This is a genomic window from Winogradskyella endarachnes (genome assembly GCF_009741275.1).
Lineage (GTDB): Bacteria > Bacteroidota > Bacteroidia > Flavobacteriales > Flavobacteriaceae > Winogradskyella > Winogradskyella endarachnes.
This window is the reverse complement of the sequence record NZ_WOWS01000001.1, coordinates 710,501-735,527: the sequence shown is the minus strand read 5'-3', so window position 1 is coordinate 735,527 and position 25,027 is coordinate 710,501. Positions and strand designations below refer to the sequence as shown.

Annotated in this window: 16 protein-coding genes; 9 read left to right on the top strand and 7 right to left on the bottom strand. The window is 31.9% G+C overall.

The genetic code is table 11. The features are described 5' to 3' along the window. The first annotated feature begins 139 nt into the window (after positions 1-139). The 3 genes from GN138_RS03275 to GN138_RS03265 all read left to right on the top strand — a co-directional run bounded on the left by GN138_RS03275 (position 140) and on the right by GN138_RS03265 (position 4,081). Entirely contained in the window at positions 140-3,334 is a 3,195-nt protein-coding gene (locus tag GN138_RS03275) for an efflux RND transporter permease subunit (protein WP_157362086.1), read from the top strand. Between the two features lie 214 nt (positions 3,335-3,548). Next, complete coding sequence (locus tag GN138_RS03270) at positions 3,549-3,854, top strand: hypothetical protein (protein WP_157362084.1); 306 nt, start codon at positions 3,549-3,551, stop codon at positions 3,852-3,854. Positions 3,855-3,871: 17 nt separating this feature from the next. After that, positions 3,872-4,081 carry a YgaP family membrane protein gene (locus tag GN138_RS03265; protein WP_157362082.1) on the top strand — a complete coding sequence of 70 codons (210 nt, stop codon included), beginning with the start codon at positions 3,872-3,874 and terminating at the stop codon, positions 4,079-4,081. Positions 4,082-4,244: 163 nt separating this feature from the next. Here GN138_RS03265 and GN138_RS03260 read toward each other — a convergent pair whose 3' ends face one another. Both GN138_RS03260 and GN138_RS15990 read right to left on the bottom strand, forming a co-directional pair. Next, positions 4,245-6,131 carry a T9SS type A sorting domain-containing protein gene (locus tag GN138_RS03260; RefSeq protein ID WP_157362080.1) on the bottom strand — a complete coding sequence of 629 codons (1,887 nt, stop codon included), beginning with the start codon at positions 6,129-6,131 and terminating at the stop codon, positions 4,245-4,247. A 197-nt stretch (positions 6,132-6,328) separates the two neighbouring features. Further along, on the bottom strand, positions 6,329-10,543 hold the full coding sequence (locus GN138_RS15990; protein WP_197429306.1) for a beta strand repeat-containing protein: 4,215 nt from the start codon (positions 10,541-10,543) through the stop codon (positions 6,329-6,331). Between the two features lie 476 nt (positions 10,544-11,019). On the opposite strand from GN138_RS15990, the gene GN138_RS03250 reads away from it, so the two are divergent. From GN138_RS03250 to GN138_RS03225, 6 genes are all read left to right on the top strand, one after another. Further along, positions 11,020-11,382 carry a DUF4870 domain-containing protein gene (locus GN138_RS03250; protein WP_157362079.1) on the top strand — a complete coding sequence of 121 codons (363 nt, stop codon included), beginning with the start codon at positions 11,020-11,022 and terminating at the stop codon, positions 11,380-11,382. 133 nt (positions 11,383-11,515) lie between these two features. Continuing rightward, positions 11,516-14,428 carry a sensor histidine kinase gene (locus tag GN138_RS03245; RefSeq protein WP_231743026.1) on the top strand — a complete coding sequence of 971 codons (2,913 nt, stop codon included), beginning with the start codon at positions 11,516-11,518 and terminating at the stop codon, positions 14,426-14,428. A 3-nt stretch (positions 14,429-14,431) separates the two neighbouring features. Next, complete coding sequence (locus GN138_RS03240; protein ID WP_157362076.1) at positions 14,432-15,184, top strand: LytR/AlgR family response regulator transcription factor; 753 nt, start codon at positions 14,432-14,434, stop codon at positions 15,182-15,184. Positions 15,185-15,297: 113 nt separating this feature from the next. Beyond that, the gene (locus GN138_RS03235; protein ID WP_157362074.1) at positions 15,298-16,521 is read left to right on the top strand and encodes a hypothetical protein; all 1,224 of its coding nucleotides are present in this window, start codon (positions 15,298-15,300) and stop codon (positions 16,519-16,521) included. A gap of 189 nt (positions 16,522-16,710) precedes the next feature. Beyond that, positions 16,711-19,806: a T9SS type A sorting domain-containing protein gene (locus GN138_RS03230; RefSeq protein ID WP_157362073.1), complete on the top strand. Its 3,096-nt coding sequence runs from the start codon at positions 16,711-16,713 to the stop codon at positions 19,804-19,806. A gap of 65 nt (positions 19,807-19,871) precedes the next feature. Continuing rightward, positions 19,872-20,414 (top strand): hypothetical protein, encoded by a 543-nt coding sequence (locus GN138_RS03225; RefSeq protein WP_157362071.1) that lies wholly within the window; start codon positions 19,872-19,874, stop codon positions 20,412-20,414. Between the two features lie 71 nt (positions 20,415-20,485). On the opposite strand, the gene dnaN is transcribed toward GN138_RS03225, so the two are convergent. From dnaN to GN138_RS03200, 5 genes are all read right to left on the bottom strand, one after another. Beyond that, on the bottom strand, positions 20,486-21,604 hold the full coding sequence (gene dnaN, locus GN138_RS03220) for a DNA polymerase III subunit beta (RefSeq protein ID WP_157362069.1): 1,119 nt from the start codon (positions 21,602-21,604) through the stop codon (positions 20,486-20,488). 130 nt (positions 21,605-21,734) lie between these two features. After that, a complete protein-coding gene (gene gldG, locus GN138_RS03215) occupies positions 21,735-23,405 on the bottom strand; it encodes a gliding motility-associated ABC transporter substrate-binding protein GldG (RefSeq protein ID WP_157362067.1) in 1,671 nt (556 codons plus the stop codon). After that, positions 23,392-23,889, bottom strand: a complete 498-nt coding sequence (locus GN138_RS03210; RefSeq protein WP_157362064.1) for a hypothetical protein — start codon at positions 23,887-23,889, stop codon at positions 23,392-23,394. Before GN138_RS03210 ends, gldG begins: the two co-directional genes overlap by 14 nt. A gap of 1 nt (position 23,890) precedes the next feature. Next, entirely contained in the window at positions 23,891-24,613 is a 723-nt protein-coding gene (gene gldF / locus GN138_RS03205; RefSeq protein ID WP_157362062.1) for a gliding motility-associated ABC transporter permease subunit GldF, read from the bottom strand. A gap of 113 nt (positions 24,614-24,726) precedes the next feature. Beyond that, positions 24,727-25,023 carry a putative quinol monooxygenase gene (locus tag GN138_RS03200; RefSeq protein WP_157362060.1) on the bottom strand — a complete coding sequence of 99 codons (297 nt, stop codon included), beginning with the start codon at positions 25,021-25,023 and terminating at the stop codon, positions 24,727-24,729. Positions 25,024-25,027 lie beyond the last annotated feature (4 nt).

Sequence of the window (25,027 nt, the reverse complement as noted above, 5' to 3'; positions counted from 1 at the left end):
AGTTTATCCCATAATGATTTTCCCCTTTGGGGAATTAAAGGGGCTTAAAAATATTATTAACTAAAAAATAACCCGTAACAGTTTTTTCCCGAGCTAGTGCTGAGCGCAGTCGAAGTAGGGAAATTAAAAGGGGCCAATTATGAAAGAAGGAATCGCAGGTAAAATCGCCAAAGTCTTTATGCAATCCAAGCTCACCGTGCTTTTGATGATTGTATTTATGGTGGTTGGTGTTTATAGTTCGTTTTTAATTCCGCGTGAGGAAGAACCACAAATAGACGTGCCAATGGCAGACATTTTTGTTGGTTATCCTGGAGCAAGTCCTACGGAAGTAGAGTCGCGCGTGATTAAGCCGTTAGAGCAATTAATTTCAAATATTAAAGGTGTAGAATATGTGTATTCAACGTCGATGAAAGAGCAAGGTATGGTTATCGTGCAATTTTATGTAGGCGAAGATATTGAGCGTTCGTTTGTGAAAATGTACAACGAAATCAATAAACATATGGACCAAATGCCAGCTGGTGTTACGTTTCCGTTGGTGAAAACGAGAGCGATTGACGATGTGCCAATGTTAGGTTTAACGTTGTGGAGCGAGAATTATGATGATTTCCAACTCAACCAAATGGCTCAAGAGTTAGAAGCCGAAATTAAAAAGGTAAATGATGTTGCGATTACCCACAAAATTGGTGGAAGAGACCGTCAGTTGCGTGTAGTTTTAGATAAAGATAAACTGGCAGCAAGCGGATTAGATTTCTTGTCAGTTTCTGAAATGATTAAAGCCAACAACAGCCAATTAAGTGCAGGAAGTTTTGATAAAAGTGATACAGAATTCCTTGTAAATACTGGTAAGTTTTTAGAATCGGTTACTGATGTTGAGAACTTAGTAGTTGGTGTGCTGCAAAATCAACCAATTTATTTAAAGCAAGTGGCTAAGATTATTGATGGGCCAGAAGTACCTCAAAATTACGTGAGTTTAGGTTTTGGTAAAGGAAGCGAAGCATCAGCCCAATATAAGTCTGAATATCCTGCGGTAACGATTTCTGTTGCCAAAAGAAAAGGTGCAGATGCTATGAAAATTGCAGAAGTCATTATTGATAAGGTAGACCATTTACGTGCCAATTTAATTCCGGATGATGTCCATGTAGAAATTACAAGAAATTACGGAGAAACTGCATCTCATAAAGTATCAGAATTATTATTACACCTTATTGGCTCTATAGTTGCGGTTACTATTGTTGTAATGTTAGCCATGGGTTGGCGTGGTGGATTAGTGGTGTTTTTATCCGTGCCAATTACGTTTGCATTAACGTTATTGAGTTACTATATGATGGATTATACCTTAAATAGAATTACGTTATTCGCTTTAGTATTTGTTACAGGTATTGTCGTCGATGATTCCATTATTATTGCCGAAAATATGCACAGGCATTTTAAAATGAAACGCTTGCCTTTTAAACAAGCGGCTTTATATGCTATTAACGAAGTAGGTAACCCAACCATTTTAGCAACGTTTACTGTAATTGCTTCGGTTTTACCTATGGCCTTTGTGTCTGGGTTAATGGGTCCATATATGGCGCCAATGCCAATTGGAGCATCTATTGCTATGATTTTATCTTTATTTGTAGCCTTAACCATTACACCATATTTAGGTTATATTTTCTTAAGGGAAAAGGATAAGAAAGGCGTAGAAGACAAACCTGAAAAAGCCATAGAAGGTACACTTATTTACAAAGTTTACAACAAATTTGAAAGACCTCTTTTAGAAAGTAAAGGTAAACGTTGGTTGTTTTTATTAGGAACCTTCGCTGTATTATTAGGAACTATGGCATTGTTTTTTACCAATTCAGTGGCTGTAAAAATGTTGCCTTTTGATAACAAGAATGAATTTCAGGTAGTGATTGATATGCCTGAAGGAACAACGCTTGAAAGAACAGGTGTTGTAGCTCAAGAAATTTCACAATATTTATCTAATAGACCAGAAGTGGTGAATTACCAAAACTATGTTGGGACATCTGCACCAATTACTTTTAACGGATTAGTCCGTCATTACGATTTACGTGGTGGAAGTAATATGGCGGATATTCAAGTGAATTTATTGTCTAAAGAAGACCGTTCAGCCCAGAGCCATGATATTGCTAAACTACTACGTCCCGATATTCAGAAAATAGCAGCAAAATACAATGCTAATGTAAAGTTGGTAGAAGTGCCACCAGGACCACCAGTACTATCAACTATTGTTGCTGAAGTTTATGGACCTGATTATGATAAACAAATTGAAATTGCAGATAACGTTCAGAATATTTTAAGAAATACAGACGACGTGGTTGATATTGATTGGATGGTAGAAGACGACCAAACCGAATACCAATTTGATATTAACAAAGAGAAAGCGATGTTATATGGAGTTGCACCACAGCAAATTGCCTACACCATGAATATGGCTTTATCTAACAGAGCGATTACAACGCTTTATGATGAAGATGCAGTAAACCAAATAGGTTTGGTGTTGGCTTTAGATGAGAAAGAAAAATCGACGATTACAGATATTTCACAATTAAAGGTTAAATCTAAAATGGGAACTATGGTGCCAATTTCTGATTTAGTAGATATTTCTCAAAATACTGCAGCAAAAAGCATTTACCACAAAAATCAAAAACGTGTTGTTTATGTGATGGCAGATATGGCTGGAGAATTAGAGAGTCCTGCGTATGCTATTTTAGGAATGGAGAAAAAGTTGAAAGAAATTCCATTGCCAAAAGGTTACGAAATGAACGAAATGTACTTAGGGCAACCAGAATTTGAAGATGATTACACCGTAAAATGGGATGGCGAATGGCAAATTACTTTAGAAGTATTTAGAGATTTAGGAATTGCCTTTTTAGGAGCCATAATTTTGATTTATATCTTAATTGTAGGCTGGTTTCAAAACTTTAAAGCACCAGTGGTTATGATGGTAGCTATTCCGTTGTCTTTAATCGGAATCATTCTTGGTCACTGGATAATGGGAGCATTTTTTACAGCAACTTCTTTTATTGGTATGATTGCTTTAGCAGGAATCATGGTAAGAAACTCGGTATTACTTATTGATTTTATAAACCTGAGAATCGCAGAAGGCGTACCAATTAAACAAGCAGCCATTGAAGCAGGAGCCGTTAGAACAACACCAATTTTACTGACGGCAGGAACGGTTGTGATTGGAGCCTTTGTTATTCTATTTGACCCAATATTTCAAGGTTTAGCCATTTCATTAATGGGAGGAACTATTGTATCTACGGTGTTAACTTTATTGGTTGTGCCATTAGTATATTATATGATAGAGAAGAAGAATTATAAATAATTATTCTTAGTTAGTTATCCTGCAAGGTTTTCAAAACCTTGTAGGTATAAAAAATAAAAAACACCCCTAAAGTCCCCTCAAGGGGACAACTGACTCGGTTGAATTGGACGATTGTCCCCTTGAGGGGACTTTAGGAGTGTTATGAGATAATTGAGATTTAAAATTAATACCTGCAAGGTTTTAAAAACCTTGCAGGTAGTAAAAATAGAAACAAATGAAATTAGTCATAGTTACAGCTGTAGAGCAGTATCAGAAAGAGGTTTTGAAACTTTTTAAAAAAGCAGATATCGAAAATTTCAGTAGTTCTGAAATTGATGGACATAAAAATAGTTCGTCTTTGTTAATGGCTTCTAATTGGTTTCCTGCAGAAAAAGGAGGCAACGAATCTAGCATGTTCTTTTCGTTCACTGATGAAGAGCGCATTGATGCCTTGTTTGAAGCTATAAAAGAATTTAATAAAAATTTAGAAACTAACAATCCTATAAAGGCGATTGTAGTTCCTATTGAAAAATTTGTATAAATTAAAAAATAATTAAAATGTTAAATACATATTTTAGAGTTATTGTTGGTTTTATGGTGCTTTTAAGCGTTGTTTTAACCGTTTATGTCAATCCAAATTGGATGTGGTTTACTGTATTTATTGGAGTAAATTTAATCCAATCCGCTTTCACAAAATGGTGCCTGTTAGAAACTATTTTAATGAAATTAGGCGTAAAGAAAGAGGGTGGAAGTTGTAAGTCTTCTTAACAGCGATTACCTTCTTTTTTATATAAAGTAGATTCAGAGTTTCTATAAATTTAATTATTAGGATATTCTTAATTGTAATTTATTCTATGTTTAGAAAGCGCGAGTTGCAATGAAAACTGTATAATAAGTATCGAAATCAATGCGTTTTATTTTCAATAAAGTCTTATTTATGAGTTACTATTAGTTTTTTAGTAAAAGATTCATTGTTTAAAAGTTGAATAGTGGCTAAATAAACACCATCATTTAATGATTTTGAAGAAAAACGATACTGATTTTCAACAGATAAAATAGAATGATTTAAAACTAGCCTTCCATTCATATCGTATACTTTAAACGATTTTAAGTCACGCATATTAGGGTTTGATAGAAGAAACTGAGCCTCTTGGTTATTCGCTATAATATCAAATTGGTTTTTAATATGAGTTTGAGCATCTAATGTACTTTCATTTTGAAATACAATTCTAAAACGTGAATCAAAATTTCCTGCATTAATATTTATATCATAGTCCTGTTGTGTTAAATCTACATAAATATCATTTTCTATATCGTGTAAATATATAGGTTGACCTTCATCAAAATTTTGAACGTCAAAAATGCTGAATTTTAATTGTTGCTGTTCTCCGGACTTAATCACTACAGGTATAGATAAATCTAAAGTGTAAGTATTTGCTTGAATGGTATAAGGTACTGAGTTGAAGATCCAATTAGCATCTGATGAAGTGTTACTAGAGGATTTAGCTTCTAAACCATAATCAAATCCTGGTGTTGCAGAGTCGTGAAAATTATGAAGCAATTGCCGTGTATATTGATCGTTAAATGTAACATTTAAACGAAACCGTTTAAAATCATCAGGCACATTGTTAAGACCGTATTCATTATATAAAGGTTCGCTTGAATCCATGTTTTTCGATGAAGCTGAGTTGCTTACATTTCTAAAGAAAACGCTATTTCCATCTGAAATCTTTTCATACACGCGATGGGCATTTTTTACATACACTAATGAGCCAGGCAATGTACTACTGGCCCCTTCAATCATAAAGCCTTGACCGATAGGAATATATCGTTTTGATATTTTTGTACCTGTATTATCTGGTGTTGGAGCTAAAGGAATTGGATTACCGGCACTATCATATGCTGAAAACATTGCATTTACAAAGCTCTCTACGCCTGTGTTTGAAATTGTATAAGAAGCGTAACCACCTACATATTCATCAAGCATATGTGATCCTTCATCAGATTGTTCCCAAAAATATAGAGCACCAGTAGTTGTAGGGTGTGGACTCGGACCATTATTTAAATTTGTGTTTTGAGAATCGTGAATAAAAAGTAAAGCATCTATGGCTGATGGGTAAGGGTTACCAATTAACGTAAATTCATTAGCAGTAACTAAATTACTTATGGTTCCATTATTGGCTTTACCTCTAAAATCGTAAAGTTGGTTATTAGTTCCAGATACACCTTTCATGGTAAAACCAAGTCCAGGTAAAATAGGAGCAGACTCACCAACATAGTTCCAATCTGCATAGTCATTAGATGTGCTAAATGTATAGAGCCAACGATTAGAGATTGTTAATGATGGTGTTGAAACACCATCATAACTAGATGTAAACCCTACATCAATACTAGAAGTTAAACCTTCTGGGTCTTGAGCAGTTATAACGTAAGTGGCCTCGTCAATTAAATTGACACGCGCAGATTCATTGCCAAATGAACTAGAATTGTTCCCTACTGGTGAACACCAATAATTATAGGTGTAATTACTGGCATTACCGGTCTGGTAAACACTGAGTTCACCAATACCTGTATTTGCAGAAACTTCATTGCCTTGAATGAGTTGTCCCTCTTTTCTTAAATAAAATTTTGAATCTGCTTCACCTAAAGTGATAGCATCGTTTACAAAAATGATTTCATCATTAACTATTATGAAATTGTCATTTCTTACGCTTAATTGTGCATAGGAAGAGAAAATAATACCAGTAAATAAAATAAAAACGGTTAGAGTCTTTATTTGAAAATTAAAAGGATTTACTAATGAACGATGATAAAACATTATAATTGATATTTTAATTGCTAAAACACTTATTTACCATAAACTTAAAAACAATATGTTCATATAATTATGAAACAATTCTTACTGGTAATATATTATATTTCAACAGCTATAGTTATTTTATGTAATAGATTTGATTTTGAATGTAAAAATGCTATTATTAACACCTAGTCATCTATTTATTTCTTTTAGTATAATTAATTTACAGTTGCTGTAATGTTTGATTCAGAATAAGACCAATTGTCACTTCCTAAATTTCTTCCCCACAATGAAATTGTATATGTTCCATCGCAAGAAATATTAGTTCCACTTGTACCATTGTAACCATTAAAAAGATCATGGTTCACTTCTGGAAAATCACCACCTGACAGACTGATGTCACTACAGCCATCAGCTCCAGTTAAACGAACTTCAAAAGATAAAGTGTCTGTTGTGCTAGAGCCAGTAAGTTTTACTATGGTCGACCAGTTTACTAAAACAACATCTCCGTTTATTACATCTAGGGCAGAAGATGTAGGAGAAATTCTTCTCCAGTCATCTAAACTATTATAATTGGCACCCGTACCTCTCGCAAAAGTAGCAGTTCTTGTAGATCTAATATTTAATACACCCTCACTGTCTGCATAAACAGATCTATTTTGCGAATTACTTAAATCTCGTATACGAGCTTTCCCATTAATGTCTAATTCTTCAGTAGGTGCAGTTGTGCCAATTCCTAAACCGTTTGTGGTTAAGGTCATTTCAGTAGTTGTTGTAACCGTAGTTCCTGCTGTTACTCCTTCAGCTATTTCAAAAGACATTGCAGCATTAGTACTACTGTCTACATTTACACTTATTCGTGCTGCATTACCATTTGAATCAGGTATTCTGTTAGTGTTATTAAAACTAACATTTGCATTTCCGCCCCCATCATTGGCTGTAAGTGCTACCGATCCTGAATTTCTGCCAATTTCTATTCTATTGGTGTTCATTTGGGCATGTGTTGATGCTGCTCGACCCACTTGGATATTACCATTGAGAACGTTTAGCCTTTCTTCAGGATTTGACATGCCAATACCAATTCTATTAGTATCAGCGTCTACTGTAAATGTAGACCCATCAACTTGAAAAGCATCATCAGCACCACCATTAAAATTTATTGTGTTTGAGTTTAAATTTATTACACGATTTGCAGTAATAGTACCATTGGTAGAATAGATGTTGTCATCATTACCACCACCAGCAGCTACAATTTGAGCGGCAGTTCTTCTACGAATGTTACCATTAGAATCTCTAGTTAATATATTATCTGTATCATCACCATTATTTACGGTTCTAATTCTTGCGGTGCCGTTAATGTCTAATTTAGCAGTTGGGTCATTTATTCCAATCCCTACATTACCACCGTCTTCAATAAATAAATCATCTGTATTATTAGTTCCTAGCCTTACTTGTCCAGATCCACGATTACGAAGGTACATAATACCATTACCTTCATTATCAATAATAAAATCACCATCAGTTCCATTATATCTAATAATTTCAGCATCATTTGAGGCATCAGCATCAGTATAGAATTGAATTCTAGAATTTCTATTACCAGTTCCCATTTCATTAAGTCTAAAATCACCATCACGAGCAATATTTGTTCCTAATCTACTGTTGCCGTTTACATGTAATCGTTCTGTTGGTGTGGTTGTTGCTATACCTACGTTTCCAGAATTGTTTATTCTTACTCTTTCGTTGTTGTTTGTATAAATGGCTAAATTGCCATCACCTTGTTGCTGTAGTCCTGTATCGGTATCACCAATAGCTAAATCTATATTAGGATTTGCTGTTCCAATCCCTACATTGTTTGCACCACCGTCGATGACTAAGGTATTAGCATCAAAATTAACATCGTAATTATTTTGTGTGATGTTACGATGGTTAGTAATTGTACCATTAGTAGAATAAATATTATCATCGCTTCCACCACCAGCAGCTACAATTTCGGCCGCTGTTCTTCTACGGATATTACCACTAGAATCTCTTGTTAGTATATTATCTGTTGCAGCTCCATTGTTTACAGTTCTAATTCTAGCAGTTCCGTTGATATCTAATTTAGCTGTTGGGTTGCTTACGCCTATACCAACCTCGTTAGCGCTACCATCGATTACCAAAGTGTTAGAATCAAAATTAACATCAAAGTTATTCTGAGTTATATATCGATTTGCAGTAATAGTACCATTGGTAGAATAAATATTGTCGTCATTACCACCACCAGCAGCTACAATTTGAGCGGCAGTTCTACGGCGAATATTACCACTAGAATCTCTAGTTAAAATATTATCTGTATCAGCACCATTATTTACGGTTCTAATTCTTGCGGTTCCGTTAATGTCTAATTTAGCAGTTGGGTCACTTATGCCAATGCCGACATTGCCACCATCTTCAATAAATAAATCATCTGTATTATTAGTTCCTAGCCTTACTTGTCCAGATCCACGATTACGTAGGGACATAGTGCCATTACCTTCATTATCAATAATAAAATCACCATCAGTACCATTATTTCTAAGAATTTCAGCATCATTAGAGGCGTCAGCATCTGTATAGAATCTAATTCTAGAATTCCTATTACCAGTTCCCATTTCATTAAGTCTAAAATCACCATCACGAGCAATATTTGTTCCTAATCTACTGTTGCCGTTTACATGTAATCGTTCTGTTGGTGTGGTTGTTGCTATACCAACGTTTCCGGAATTGTTTATTCTTACTCTTTCGTTGTTGTTTGTGTAAATGGCTAAATTGCCATCACCTTGTTGTTGCAGTCCTGTATCAGTATCACCAATAGCTAAATCTATATTAGGATTAGTTGTTCCTATACCTACATTGTTTGCACCACCGTCAATTACTAGGGTGTTAGCATCAAAATTAACATCGTAGTTATTTTGTGTGATGTTACGATGGTTAGTAATTGTACCATTAGTAGAATAAATATTATCATCGCTTCCACCACCAGCAGCTACAATTTCGGCCGCTGTTCTTCTACGGATATTACCACTAGAATCTCTTGTTAGTATATTATCTGTTGCAGCTCCATTGTTTACTGTTCTAATTCTAGCAGTTCCGTTGACATCTAATTTAGCTGTTGGGTTGCTTACACCTATTCCAACCTCGTTAGCGCTACCATCGATTACCAAAGTGTTAGAATCAAAATTAACATCAAAGTTATTCTGAGTTATATATCGATTTGCAGTAATAGTACCATTGGTAGAATAGATGTTGTCATCATTACCACCACCAGCAGCTACAATTTGAGCGGCAGTTCTACGGCGAATATTACCACTAGAATCTCTAGTTAATATGTTATCTGTATCAGCACCATTATTTACGGTTCTAATTCTTGCGGTTCCGTTAATGTCTAATTTAGCAGTTGGGTCACTTATGCCAATGCCGACATTGCCACCATCTTCAATAAATAAATCATCTGTATTATTAGTTCCTAACCTTACTTGTCCGGATCCACGATTACGTAGGTACATAATACCATTACCTTCATTATCAATAATAAAATCACCATCAGTACCATTATTTCTAAGAATTTCAGCATCATTAGAGGCGTCAGCATCTGTATAGAATCGAATTCTAGAATTTCTATTACCAGTTCCCATTTCATTAAGTCTAAAATCACCATCACGAGCAATATTTGTTCCTAATCTACTGTTACCATTTACATGTAATCGTTCAGTAGGCGCTGTTGTTCCAATACCTACGTTTCCGGAATTGTTTATTCTTACTCTTTCGTTGTTGTTTGTGTAAATGGCTAAATTGCCATCACCTTGTTGTTGTAGTCCTGTATCAGTATCACCAATAGCTAAATCTATATTAGGATTAGTTGTTCCGATACCTACATTGTTAGCACCACCATCAATCACTAGAGTGTTAGCATCTATATTTAAATCAAAATTGCCTGTAGTTAGTGTTCTATTAGCATCAAGTACGAGATTTGTATTTGCAATATTAGTATCTGAATTACCAATAATATCTGCTAATGGAACAGTTGCTGTATTACCATTTTCTAGAGTGATACTTAGATTTGATCCTGAAACACTAAAATTTGTAATAATTTGATTATCAATATTAGAGCCCGCAGCTATACGTACCCATTGGTTTGTGTCCCAGTAATAAAAACCTGGTTGTACATCGTTAATAGATTGCGTATTGTAAACTATTAGACTTTCTACATTTCCTGCGGTAATCGTAGAATTATCATTAGTTCCAGTAAGACTTACTCTCGGAATTAATAATCCTTGAGTATTGGCTTCGATATCTAAAATTGACGAGGGATTAGGAGTCGTTGTACCAATTCCTACTTGTGCGTTAGTATAAAAACAAAAGCAAAAAAAGGCAATGGTAATTTTTAAAACGTTGGATAAATTAAGATTCATGATTTGAAAATATTGTTATTCTGTGTTTACAAATAAACAAAATAAAAATCGATAAAACACAATAAAATCCGATAAAATGCAATATTAATGTAGTATTATACCTATTTTATGTAGGGTATTTCTGCTAGTTATCGGTGAAATTGGATTTTAATTATTTGATTAATAAGTGTTTAAATAAAATTATGTAACAATATCATTTATGAAATAAAATAAATAAAACGTCCTTTATTTATAGAAAATCTAGGCCTTCAAATTTAATTCTTAAGTAGGTAAAAGGCTACAAATTAGGTTAAACTCTTTTTTATAAAAATTAAAAACGAAAAAAAATATTCCGTTTAATGCAATTGAAGAAATTTATAAATATGTAAAATTATTGAGTTAATTTAATATTTTTATAGTTGAGATCTTACGTTTTTATTGAAATATATGTAACAATTTTAAAATAATGACGTCTTATTGTTATAAAATCATTAATCATGGAATCTAATTATTATACGCTTAAACGCACAGACAATCAATTAATATTAATAACTCATTTATCACAATTACTTACTTATGTAACTGGTTTTGGTGGGTTAATAGTACCATTAATTATTTGGGTAACTCAAAAGGAGCATGTCAGTGGGATGGATGAACATGGTAAGTCTATTTTAAATTTTCAATTAAGTCTTATCGTTTATTCCTTAATAAGTATTCCATTAATCTTTGCATTAGGTTTAGGTATTTTACTTTTAATATTAGTTGCAATCTTGGCGTTTGTTATGCCAATTGTAAACGCTATAAAAGCTAGTAATGGAGAATTACCTAGCTATCCATTGTCTATTAATTTTGTTAGTTAGGATTTAAAAGAAATGGAACTTAAAAAGACTTATCAATTGATAAGTCTTTTTTTTGTTTAGAAAAAAACTAAGGTATTACAGAAAAATAAAAATTTGTTATCATTATTATAGTTTAAGTTTGTTTATTCTTAAAATGAGGTTTTTTAAAAGATATATCGCTTTATTGGGTTTTGTGTGCCAATTAGCAATGGCCGTAAATCAAAACCCTATCACTGTAGACATGGCAAGTGTTTCAAATCTTCCAGATGTAGAATTTTATGATATTCTAGAAGATAATGAAAATTACATTTGGTTGGCAGCGGATAAGGGGTTGTATCGCTATAATGGTCAGTCTTATAAACGTTTTGTTAATCTCAAGCAAAAGGCTAATTCTCTTTTTCAGCTAAAATTAGATGAGCAAGGTAAGTTATGGTGTAATAATATATATGGACAATTGTTTTATGTAGAAAACGATAGTCTTAAGTTGTTTTATGATGCTAATATATTGTCAAAAGGGCAATTAGCACCTTACCAAATACTAAGAAATAGCATCCGATTATTTACCATAACAGGTGTTTATGATATTAATAAATCAAACAAGAAAGTAACTAAGGTATTTGACGGTATTTGTCTAAGTAGTGCTAATAATAGTTTATCTAATTATACATTTTTAATTAATAAAGAAGGTCGAATTAAACAACATAGATTGTACAAATTTGAAAATAATGAACCTACTAAAATTTTAGAAATTAAAAGCTCAAATTTTATACAATCTCCAAAACTTTTCGCTTTTAAAGACACCGTTTTTTTTATACACAAAGTTGCAAATGCCAATATTATTTATCTTGTGGATAAAGTTAGAAACCATGCTAAACAGATAGTAACACCATTAGCTTTACAGAATGAAACTATATATAACCTTTTAAATATTGAAGACGACTATTGGTTTTTAACCAGTTCTGGTGCATTTCTATATACTTTAAAACATAATAAGTTAGAATTTAAAGAACAATTGTTTAAGGCCGAATCTATAACAGATGTTGAAGTAGATTTTAATGGTAATTATTGGTTTACAACATTAGACAATGGTGTTATTGTTTCTCCAAATTTAAATATTCGTTGTGCAGATATAGAAACGTTTGAAGCTAAGGTTACAGCTGCAGTTGCTTTAAAGAATAATAATTTTGTATTGGGAACCAATAATGGGAAATTGTTGTTTTATAATGAATCTACTCATATTAAAACCTTAAAATTACCAGGTAAAAAAATTATTGGTAAACTATACTTTGATGCTCAAGAAAACCAATTAATAGTTAGTATTAATTCTTCGGAATCTTATATAGTAAATTTAAAAACTAATAAAATAGTAGATGTAAAGCATACGTTTTCAGTAGCCAAGTCTTTTTCTAAAATAGATGAAGAAGTACTGTTTTATGGTAATTATAGGCAAGGTATTGTATATAAAAATCCTTTCAACAACCCACAAAAACAAATAATTAAAGAGAGTCGTGTTAAGGCATCTGTGGTGCTAAATAATCAATTATATGTTTCTTATGTCGATGGATTTTATAAATATGATTTAAATACATTTCATTCTAAAGAAATTCTTTACAAGAAAAATAGTCTTCTGGTAAATTCTATTGCAAATAACGATAAGTCAATTTGGTTAGCAACACAGCATAACGGATTACTTAAACTAGAAAATAATAACATTACAGAAGCTAAAATTAATTTACCAAATAAACTACAAGTTAATGAGATTCAATCAGATGGAGATATTCTTTGGATTTCTACAGATTTAGGCCTATTTCATTATAATACAATAAGTAAAACTTTAAAGTTGTTGGGAGAGCAAGATGGTTTAAATATTGCTGTTAATGACTTTTTGGTGCTTCAGGATAAAATAATAATTACTTTACCCAAAGCCTTTTATATTCTTCCAAAAAAGGAAGGGTTATTTAAAGAATATAAAACTACTAATGTTAGAATAGAATCTGTTAGTATTAACGGCAAAGACACCTTGGTTAATTCTCATTACAGATTACCTTATAATTTAAATAACATTGTTTTAAAATTTAATTCAAACGGCTTTCAATCCAATGCCAACGTCAAATACCAATATCGAGTAAAACAAATAGATACAAGTTGGCATGGTATTCCTTTAAATACACATTTTGTAAATTTTAATAGTTTAGCGAGTGGCATTTATACTTTTGAGATAAAAGCACAAAATGTAAGTGCAAAACAGCCTGTTTTTGCTAAGCCAATAACATTTATTATAGCAAAGCCATTTTGGGAAACCTATTGGTTTTACGGTTTAGTGCTTTTGATAGTTTTTGGATTAATTTGGCTGTATTTTAGTTGGCGCTTACAACAAAAAGAAGAGCAACGTATTGCAGAAATTGATAAAATCTTAATAGATAAAAAAATCACCAATTTGAGATTAGAAAATTTGCGTTCTCAAATGAATCCACATTTTATTTTTAATGCTTTAAATTCTATTCAAGATTATATAGTGTCTAATGAAAAAGAATTAGCTAGCTCATATTTAGTAAAGTTTAGCCGCTTAATCCGTATGTATTTAGATTACAGCCAGCAAAACGAAATTACTTTAGAAGAAGAGTTAAACGCTTTAAAACTATATTTAGAATTAGAAAAAGTACGTTTTGAAGAAGAGTTAGAATATGATATAAATATAAATCATCAAGTAAAAACAAAACAAATAAAAGTACCTTCGTTGTTTATTCAGCCTTATGTTGAAAATGCATTAAAACATGGTTTATTACATAAAACAAAAGATAGACAACTAATGGTTGATGTAAAAATTGTTAAAAACAACATCTTACAAATTACAATAGAAGATAATGGCATAGGTAGAGTGCAATCTGAAAAATTAAAACGACCTAACCAACAGCACAAACCCTTTGCTACTAAAGCTAATGAAGAACGTGTTCATCTTTATAGAAATAAATTAAAACGTAATATAACCATTGCTATTGAAGATTTATATACTCAAAATCAAATTGCTTCTGGTACCATGGTGGTTATAACAATGCCAATTCAATAAGATATGAAAGCCATAATTATAGACGATGAAAAACGCGCTAGACATTTACTGTCTAATCTCTTAACAGAGCATTGCACAAGTATCACAGATATTGTTGAAGCTCAAGATTTAGCAACTGGTGTGGACTTAATAAAGACTATAAAACCAGACGTGGTATTTTTGGATATTGAAATGCCAAATCAGTCGGGTTTAGATATTCTAAAATATTTTCCAAATCGTATTGATTTTAAAATCATTTTTGTCACAGCGTATAATCAATATGCAATTGAAGCTTTTAAATTATCAGCAGTAGATTATCTATTAAAACCGTTAGATACTATTGAATTAAAAGAAGCTGTTACAAAAGCAGAGGAAGCTATAAAAACAAACAATTTAAACGACCAATTAAACAAATTACGCGACTCGCTTAAACAGTTGTCAATAGATAAAATAGCTTTAGAAATCCCTAAAGGAATTATGTTTGCGTCTCATAAAGATATCGTTTATTTTGAGGCAGATAGCATGTACACCAACGTGCAACTTATAAACGGAAACCAAAAAACCATTTGTAAACCATTAAAACATTTTGTTGAGCAATTAGAACGAAATGCTATGTTTTTTAAATGTCATCGTTCGTATTTAATTAACTTAAAATATGTGGATGAATTGGTGAAAGACGATGGTGATTACTTACTAATGAATAACCAAAAACGGATACCTATTTCAAAATCTAAACGCGATCAGTTTTTAGAGGTTATTAAAGAAACGTTTTTGTGATTTTAGATTTTAACTAATTTTTTATTTAGAAAAAAAATCCAACACTTTAGAAAAATTGTTATTAAGATAGGATGTTTAGTCACTTCCTTTGAAGTCTATTAAACACAATTCTTATGAAAAAAATTATTCTATTATTAGTTTTAGCATCATGCTTTAATGCGGCTAATGCGCAATTAGGCAAAATGTTAAAAAAGAAAGCCAAAGCTGCTGTAGAGAAAAAGCTTAATAAAAATGAAGATACAAGTTCATCTTCAAAAAATGAAAATGCAACCGGAATGGTTGGTAGTGCTTCATCTTCCAATCAAAGTTCATCTAAGACCGAATATACAGATGAAGAGTTTAAAGCAGAATTGGCTAAAAAATATCCTAACGATCAAGCAAAGCAAGATTTGTATTATCAGAAATATCTTGAGAAAAAGCAAAAAGACATTGAAGCGAATGCACCTAAAGCAGACTCAGGTATAAGTGATGATTTTTTATACATGTCGTATCCGTTTGCTATGACTAAAGGTATGAGTGCCGTTGGTGTAGATCGTGTAAAATTAAGACGTCAAATGACCGATATGGGTGATAACGTCGATATATTACCAGCACAAGATCCAGAATATTCGTGGTTACGCTTTTTAACCACACCAGAATTAGTGGCTATGTCACCAGAAGGTTATATTGGTTACGAGTTGGTTTCCGGAATGTTCACTACTAAAGTGGGAGCAGACCGATCACAAACTTTAGAACTCGGCACTGGCATGCCAATCTTGGTAAGAGGTATGCTTATTGCAGACGATGTGTTTGTAATTTATGCCGCATCGCACCAAGGCGGACATGCATTTAATGTGCCATCGTATATGCATCAAAAAGATATTACAATTTTAAATGTTATTGGTAAAGGTGAGCAACAGTTTCATTTAGAATGGTTAGAAAAAGCAAAGCCAATAGTAAAAGAATTTGAAGCAACCTTAAAAGCTAATTATGATGCTGCAGCAAAATCTACTAGAGACGCTATAAAAATGCCAAAAGCTGGTAGCATGAATAGTAATACATCATTAAAAAGTTTTGCTAAAGAAAATGTGTCTAAAACTATTGAAAAAGATGGTGCCAAATTGTTAAAATTAAATATAGAATCTAACGATTGGAGTGTTGTTAAAAACAAGTATACAGGTCATATTATGTATCGTTGGATAAAAGGAGCTTTTACAGAGAAAAACAAAAATAACGATTGCTATTTACAAGGCTTTTTAATTAAGCAACATTACAATGGCTCTGGTTATGGAAGTTCAGAATTTGGTGGTGTTATCCATGGCCAAATGCCTTATGGGCAGATAATGAATTGTGAGTAAAAGGAGCTATCGTTTTTTTAGTTAATTAAAGTCTGTTTATCTAAGCAGGCTTTTTTTTAAGTTATAATGTAAGTGTAAACTTTCGGTTTCTTTTAGAAAGAAATTTCAGTTATTCAGAAAAAAGCGAATTGAAAACCTTTAAGTTGATTGTTGCTTTGTAGTCTATTAATTTAAAAATTCTCAACTACAATGAAAAAAACAGTACTATTATTTATAACCTGCTTGTGTTTTGGTTTGTTTTCGGCGATGGCCCAAAATGTGAACATTCCAGATATTAACTTTAAAAACTATTTATTAGGAAATACAGCAATTAATACCAATAGCGACTCGGAAATTTCTGTAGCAGAAGCACAGGCTTTTACAGGAACTATATCGGCAACAGGACTTGGAATAACAGATTTAACAGGAATTGAAGCCTTTGTAGATATTACCATATTAGAAGTATATTCAAATAGCCTAACATCTATAGACGTTAGTAATAACACTAATTTAACACGATTACATTGTGCAGATAACCAAATAACCCAATTAGATGTTAGTAACATACCTACATTAAATCAAGTTCATTGTCAAAACAATCAGCTTGTAGAATTAAATTTAGCTAATGGCAATAATGCTAATTTTATCTATATGAAATCTTATAACAACCCTAGTCTTACTTGTATTCAGGTAGATGCAGGAACTGTGCCACCATCAAATGTAGGTTTGTATGATGTAGGATGGACTAGAGATTTAGAAACTAGAGTAGTAGAAGACTGTAGTATTAGCGTTACTTACGTTACAATTCCAGATGCCAATTTTAAGTCTTATTTAGTTGGTAACAGTGCCATTAACACAGATTATGATCAAGAAATATCTGTTGCAGAAGCTCAGGCGGTTACAGGAGTATTAGATGTAAGTAGTTTGGCAATTTCAGATTTAACTGGGATTGAAGCTTTTATTAATCTTACCGAATTAGATTGTAGTTATAACACAATTGCGGCTTTAGATGTGTCAACTATTACAGGTCTTGCTAATTTAAATTGTAAAGAAAATAATATTTCTAATTTAAATGTACAAGGGACTTCATTAGTAGCCTTAGATGCTGAAGATAACAGTTTAACGAGTTTAGATGTTTCAAATTTAGCGACCTTAACAACTTTAAATTCGAGATCAAATAATATTTTAAATTTAAATCTTCAAGGTGCAACTGGTCTAGAGGTTTTAAATTGTAGCGATAATAGCTTATCTACGTTAAATGTAAGTTTAAATACAAACCTTATGGATTTAAATTGCAGTGATAATAACTTAACAAATGTAGATGTTACTAATTTAACAGCTTTAACAACTTTAAATATTAGTGACAATGCCATCTCATCGATTGTACTTACTACAAATTCAAATTTAAATACATTAACAGCAAACGATAATAACTTTTCTAATATTGATGTATCTAATAATACAATGTTAACTGATTTAATTGTGGCAAGTAATAGCTTAACAAGTATAGATATTACTAATAACACAATGCTTACTGCTGTAGATTTCCAAGATAATTCTATCAGTAGCCTAGATATTAGCAATAACCCTAATTTAACTAGAATTCACGCTGCTTTTAACCAATTTACAACTTTTGATATTAGCGCTTATCCTCAAATAAATCAATTGTTAATATATAACAATCAGCTTACTAGTTTAAACGTAGCTAATGGTAATAACTCTAATTTTGTATACATGAAGGTATATAATAATCCTGATTTAACATGTGTACAAATAGATTCAGGATATACACCAAACCAAGTAGGATTGTATGATTATGGTTGGACTAAAGATACAACCACAAACTATAGTGAAAATTGTATTCCTACAGTGTATTATGTTAATGCAAATGCCTCCGGAAATAATGACGGAAGCTCTTGGACAGATGCTTTTACTAGCATTGAAGATGCACTAAATAATGCATTATTAAATGATGAAATTTGGGTATCTAGTGGTGTTTATACGCCAGCAACAGCTGCTTCAGTATTAGCATTAGATTTGGAAAACTTAAAAATATATGGTGGTTTTGATGGAACTGAGTTAACCTTAGCAGATCGTGATTTAACTAAAGTATTTACCGATAATGTTACTATTATTTCTGGAGATATTAATGGTGATGATATTGAAGGTGATTTCACAACTAATAAAACCGATAATGCCACAACATTAGTTAGTCTTGAAGATGATAATGTCATTTTTGATGGCTTTGTACTTAAAAATGCGTATACCTCTGGGTCTAGTCCAGTTATCGCAACTAATACCAATGTTACCAATTTTACTATAAAAAATACATGGATTACAGAAAATTATAGTGAAGGTTTACTATTAGATTGGAGAAGATTTTCTGGAGACTTGGTGATTGAAAATTTAGCTATAACCAATAATGCTAGTAATAATGGTGTTGTTTTGATAGAGCATAGCGCTTCAAATTCAGATGCGTTAACGTCTCATTGGGCAAATATTCTATTTACAGATAATACGTATAATTCAGATTTTGGTGCTATTTGGTTTAGAAGAAGTACGTCTTCTAACGGCAACAGAAGTGTGGTACACTATTTAAATAATGCTACAATTGTAAATAACGTTAACAACCACGCAACCGCACAACATGTCGTTAACGTTAGTGGTAGTGGTTGGATCCGTTTAGAAACAAGAAATAGTATTTTTTGGCAGAATAAATATAATGGAAGCCAATTTAGTACGGTAGATATTGAGAATAGTAAAGTAAATGAAGGCGATAGCCAAACCATTAATGTTTACAATACTATTGCACAGGTGACAGCAGCTGCTACTTCTGGGACTTTCAATACAACTAATTTAACACTGTTAGATCCATCAACGGACAATTTAAATTTAGATGCTGAATATAAACCAACGACGGCTTCAAATTATATCATAGATCAAGGTGATAATTCTTATTATGATACCACAATTTTTACGAGCTTAGATTTATCTGGTAACAACAGATTTTTCAATACGACTATAGATTTAGGTGCTTATGAGTATAATTCTACATTAGGATTCGAGGATGAAACTTTCACTTCAAATACCCTAAAATTATATCCAAACCCTGTAAATGATAAATTATATATTCAGTCTGCGGCACAAATTGAAAGTGTAGCAATTTACAATATTAATGGACAATTGGTTAAACAATCTCAGTATATTAATAACGCAATTGATACCGCTAATTTACCTACTGGGTTTTATCTTATTCAAATGAAAACAGCAACAAAATCGGTAAACCATAAGTTTTTTAAAAACTAGATTAGTCACATATAAAAGCGCTCATTTTTATGGGCGTTTTTTTAAATTCACATAGAATAAATAATATGAAATTACTTAAATATTGTACAATAGTATTATATGCATTGGTTATTACGGCTTGTGCCTCAGATGATAGTTCTAATTCTTATGAAAATAATATTACAGTAGAAGCTTCTACATACCCAATGAACTCTGCTGTTGTTGAAACTTCATTTAATAGTGTGTATTTAAATTTAACTAATATTTCAGAGATACAAATTGAAGACTCTTTTTTAGGTACTACAATTACTAATGTCGATTTATTTACGGCACAAATTAATGATTCTGATTTTACTCCTAATTCCACTTATGAATTCCATGAAATTTCAAGTTTAGAATTCGTTGTAAATGGAAGTATTATCAATGGAGAATATGAAGACGGATTTGTTCAGTTCTATAAAAGCGGAAATAATTCTGACTTAGAAATAACTGAAGGAAGCATAACTATTATAGATTATGATGTAGATGGTATTCAGTTAAGTTTTTCGTTTACAAGGGCAGATGGTTTAGAAATTACTGGAGTTTACGATGGATCTTATATTTATATTAATGAATTTTATTTAGATTAGAAGTTACCTAATAAAGACTATAAAAAAAGCACACTATTAGAAAGTGTGCTTTTTTATTAATTATACAATACTTAGCTATTTAGCATTACTGGCATTACAAGCATTGTAACAAATTCACCTTCATCTAAACCATCAGTTGGAGTTAAGATTCCTGCTCTGTTTGGTAAGCTCATTTCTAACTGTACGTTATCTGATCCTAAGTTGTTAATCATTTCAGTTAAGAAACGCGAGTTAAATCCAATTTGCATATCATCGCCTTGATAATCACAAGTTAAACGCTCTTCTGCTTTGTTAGAGTAATCAATATCTTCAGCAGAAATATTTAATTCAGCACCAGCGATTTTAAGTCTAATTTGGTGTGTTGTTTTGTTAGAGAAAATACTAACACGACGAACAGAGTTTAAAAATTGTGTTCTGTCTATAACTAATTTATTTGGATTCTCTTTTGGTATTACAGCTTCGTAATTAGGGTATTTTCCATCAATTAAACGACAAATCAATACGGAGTTTTCAAAAGTAAACTTAGCATTAGATTCATTGTATTCTACTAAAACGTCATCTTCACTACCTGCTAAAATTCCTTTTAAAAGATTTAAAGGTTTTTTAGGCATAATGAACTCTGCAGTTTCAGTAGCACTAACATCGTTTCTTGTATATTTTACCAATTTGTGAGCATCTGTCGCTACAAATGTTAAGTTATCTTGAGAAAACTGAAAAAATACACCACTCATTACTGGTCTTAAATCATCATTACCAGCAGCAAAAATGGTTTTACTAATTGCAGTGGCTAAAATATCACCCATTATAGTGGTTGTACTAGCATCTTCAATAGAAACTGCATTTGGGAATTCTGCACCATCAGCATAAGCCAAAGCATATTTACCATGATTAGAGCTAATTTCAACCGTATTGTTTTCTTCAACAACAAAGGTTAAAGGTTGTTCTGGAAATGTCTTTAAAGTATCTAAAAGTAAACGTGCTGGTAAAGCAATACTTCCTTCAGAATCACTTTCTACATCAATCGTTGCAGACATTGTTGTTTCTAAATCACTAGCCGAAATCGTTAATTTCGATTGGCTAAGCTCAAATAGAAAATTATCTAGAATAGGAAGTGTATTACTGTTATTAATAACACCTCCTAATACTTGAAGTTGCTTTAATAAATATGTACTTGAAACAATGAATTTCATACTATATATATATATTTAATACGTTTAATTGGTCTTACAAATATATCTTAATAGATGGGTTTTATAAAACAAACTTATTAACAAATTAGGCTTAAGAATACACAATTCGCAACAATACTTTGCTAGAATTTTAAGATGCGTATTTTCGTTTTCTTAAATAGTTGAAAGCAAAACCAAATAAACCTAAAAGTATGATTGGCAACGCTATATTAATAAATTGCCACGTACCTTTACTTTCTTTTACCTTATCTGCATCTAAAAATGCCACTTTAATTTCTTTGGCTCTTATGTTTATAAGTCCTGTATCGTCTAAAAGATAATTTACGGTATTAAGCAGAAATTCCTTGTTACCAAAAGATTTTCCTGTCATTTGATCAAAGCCTAATTCTAAAGGTCTATTTTTAATAACTTCGTTTTTAGCAACGTTTCCATCAGAAATTACAACCATTTTAGTTGCTGTACTTTTAGATTTATAATTTTTAACCTTAAATGGTAATACACGTTTGTCGTACACAGAGGTAAATTCGCCTTCTAATAAAACAGCTAAATTCTGAGGCCCTAAATTATAACTAGCTTCATCTGGAGCTTGTGTAACATTTGCTAAAGAAATTGTGGTTGGTGCGCCTTCAATTTTAGATTTAGGGGAACTTTGTAACAATATAGATTTTTTAATGTTATTTTTTAAGGTATCAATTGGGCTAGCAAAATCAAATTTAACTAAGTTTAAATTCTTAGTAATAGCATGATTTGGATTAGAGGCAGCCAATGGCGAATATTGCCATTGTATAGGTTGCATTTGTGCCTGACTTCCTTCACCAATTGACAACATAATAGGAGCAGAGTAAAGGTCCTTTACTAAAGTAGGATTAACACGTACACCGTATTGAAAGAAAAAGTCATTCAACTTTAAATCTCGTAAAATAGAAACGCCAGTTCCTGTGGCATTGTACAAACTGTCTTTGTCCATTACTACAGATTCTGTAAGCCAAAGGCTTTTTCCACCATTCATGGTATATTGGTCTAAAACCAGTTTTTCGTTTTCAGAAAAAGCAATACTTGGTTTTGCAGAAACGATTAAATCGTATTGTTCTAAATTCTCTAAAGTCCCTTGTGGATTGGTAGCTACGCTATCTAAAGTAAATTGCGCTAAATTATAATAAGGCTTTATTGTTTTTAAAAAATCTGCAATATAAATATCGTCTAATTGTCCGTTTCCTTTTAAAATGGCAATCTTTTTTTCTTTTGCTTTAACTAATTTTCTAAACCCATCTGCAAAAGCATATTCTAAGGATTGAACAGAATTATTAATTTGCTCTGGTAAACCAAGTGTAATGCTTCGTTTTAAAAGCGGAATTTTTAAGGTTTGGTCTTTGTAACTTGCAAAAGCCCAAGGAAAAATAATGTCTTGCGTCACTTTTCCTGTGCTATTATCGGTATTAATATAAGGTTCTAAACCAGCATTTGTAAGTTCCTCAATGTATTGCTGACGCGTAGCTTCATCTTTTACTGGATCTATGTAATTAACAAAAATCTGATTAGATTCTTGTTGAAATTCTTCTACCATTTGTTTTACTTCAGTTTGAAGCAACCTAAATTCTGAAGGAAAATCCCCTTCTAAAAACACATCAATTATTAATGGCGAATCTAAGTCGCTAATCAATGATTTTGAAACATCCGAAAGTGTGTAACGATGGTCTTTTGTTAAATCGAAGCGCTGATATACTGAGCTCGATATTGCATTAACAATAATGAGTCCAATTATAATGGCAACGATATATAGGATAGTTTTATTCTTTTTCATTCTCGAAGGTTATTTCTTCTTGATAAGGTTTTAAAGCGATGACTTTATCATCTTCAAATATAATTTCTACGCGTTCTCTTTGGTCGTTAAAAGCACCAGGTTCTATGCCAAGTCCGTAATTCCATTTGTTGGTATCATGTTTTTTATTAGCATCATCCCAACTAAGCCATTCTGCTTTGCCTAAAAGCGTAGTTATCTCTTGTTTTGAAACACCAATAAGTGTATCAGACTCAATAGTATTATCAATCATTTCATAACGTAGAGCAGGATTCTCTATCCAAGCTTCGCTGTTAAAATATTTTTGATGATGGTAATTACTAATAATATTTAAAAACGGATAAAACATAAAGAAAAAAGCAAATGGTGTAGCTACTAAACTTATGATTGCTGTTAGCCATTTACGCTTGTCTACAGTGTTAAAAAATAAAAACAATAAAACAAATACGAAGACTAAAAATATAACTAAAAGTGGTGTAATTATCATGTTAATGTTTTTGAATTCTAAGTTTAGTAAACATTAAAAAGGCTAAAGCGATACTTATAAAATAAACTAAATCTCTAGTGTCAATTACACCACGACTCATACTATTGTAGTGTGCAGACATTCCAAGATTTTCCATATAGATTAGGTCTCCAAATACGTTGTAATTAGATAAGCCTTCAAAACCAAAATAGAAAAAGAAACAAATAAAAACAGCAATTATAAAAGCAACAATTTGATTATCTGATAGTGTTGAAGCAAATACGCCAATCGCTGTGTAAGCGCCAATTAAAAACAACAACCCAAAATAAGAACCAATAGTGCTTCCCATATCTAAATTGCCTTCTGGATTTCCTAATTGTGAAACCGTGTAAACATATAATAAAGTGGGAATCAAAGCCATTAAAATTAAAACAAAAGCACCAAAATACTTACCTAATACTATTTTAAAATGAGAAATAGGCTTAGTAACTAACAACTCTAAAGTACCTTGTTTTTTCTCATCGCTAAAACTACGCATGGTTACTGCTGGCACAAGGAAAATAAGAATCCAAGGCGCTAATAAAAAGAACGATGATAAACTGGCTTGGCCATTATTTAAAATATTGAATTGGCCTTTAAAAACCCAAAGGAATAAACCATTGAGTAATAAAAATACACCAATAACTAAATAGCCTATTGGCGAGGCGAAAAAGGTGTTTATTTCTTTTTTAAGTATTGCTAACATATTTTAAATTCAGTATTCAGTATTCAGTATTCAGTATTCAGTATTCAGTATTCAGTATTCAGTATTCAGTATTCAGTATTCAGTATTCAGTATTCAATTATTTTTTCTAACAGCTATTCAATCGAAGCTATTTTATCAACACTCCAAGCTTCAGGCTTTCCATTAAACAAAGGTTTTGTTTTAGACCAAACCGCTTTAAATAAATCAGAATGTCTGTAATTATTTAAAGCGTTTTCAGAATTCCAATAACTATAAGTAAAAAAGATATTGGTATTATTCTTGTCTCTATATAGTTCTAAAAATTGGCAACCTTCAAAATTCCTAATCTTATCCTTTACGGTTTCAAAATTAGCCAAGAATTCTTCAATTTTAGAAGGTTCAAAACTCAGTTTTACAATTCTTACTAACAAATCT

Bases quoted from the DNA above. Each gene is read 5' to 3' on its own strand.
- GN138_RS03275 (WP_157362086.1), top strand. From the start codon at position 140: ATGAAAGAAGGAATCGCAGGTAAAATCGCCAAAGTCTTTATGCAATCC.
- GN138_RS03270 (WP_157362084.1), top strand. From the start codon at position 3,549: ATGAAATTAGTCATAGTTACAGCTGTAGAGCAGTATCAGAAAGAGGTT.
- GN138_RS03265 (WP_157362082.1), top strand. From the start codon at position 3,872: ATGTTAAATACATATTTTAGAGTTATTGTTGGTTTTATGGTGCTTTTA.
- GN138_RS03260 (WP_157362080.1), bottom strand. From the start codon at position 6,131: ATGTTTTATCATCGTTCATTAGTAAATCCTTTTAATTTTCAAATAAAG.
- GN138_RS15990 (WP_197429306.1), bottom strand. From the start codon at position 10,543: ATGAATCTTAATTTATCCAACGTTTTAAAAATTACCATTGCCTTTTTT.
- GN138_RS03250 (WP_157362079.1), top strand. From the start codon at position 11,020: ATGGAATCTAATTATTATACGCTTAAACGCACAGACAATCAATTAATA.
- GN138_RS03245 (WP_231743026.1), top strand. From the start codon at position 11,516: ATGAGGTTTTTTAAAAGATATATCGCTTTATTGGGTTTTGTGTGCCAA.
- GN138_RS03240 (WP_157362076.1), top strand. From the start codon at position 14,432: ATGAAAGCCATAATTATAGACGATGAAAAACGCGCTAGACATTTACTG.
- GN138_RS03235 (WP_157362074.1), top strand. From the start codon at position 15,298: ATGAAAAAAATTATTCTATTATTAGTTTTAGCATCATGCTTTAATGCG.
- GN138_RS03230 (WP_157362073.1), top strand. From the start codon at position 16,711: ATGAAAAAAACAGTACTATTATTTATAACCTGCTTGTGTTTTGGTTTG.
- GN138_RS03225 (WP_157362071.1), top strand. From the start codon at position 19,872: ATGAAATTACTTAAATATTGTACAATAGTATTATATGCATTGGTTATT.
- dnaN (WP_157362069.1), bottom strand. From the start codon at position 21,604: ATGAAATTCATTGTTTCAAGTACATATTTATTAAAGCAACTTCAAGTA.
- gldG (WP_157362067.1), bottom strand. From the start codon at position 23,405: ATGAAAAAGAATAAAACTATCCTATATATCGTTGCCATTATAATTGGA.
- GN138_RS03210 (WP_157362064.1), bottom strand. From the start codon at position 23,889: ATGATAATTACACCACTTTTAGTTATATTTTTAGTCTTCGTATTTGTT.
- gldF (WP_157362062.1), bottom strand. From the start codon at position 24,613: ATGTTAGCAATACTTAAAAAAGAAATAAACACCTTTTTCGCCTCGCCA.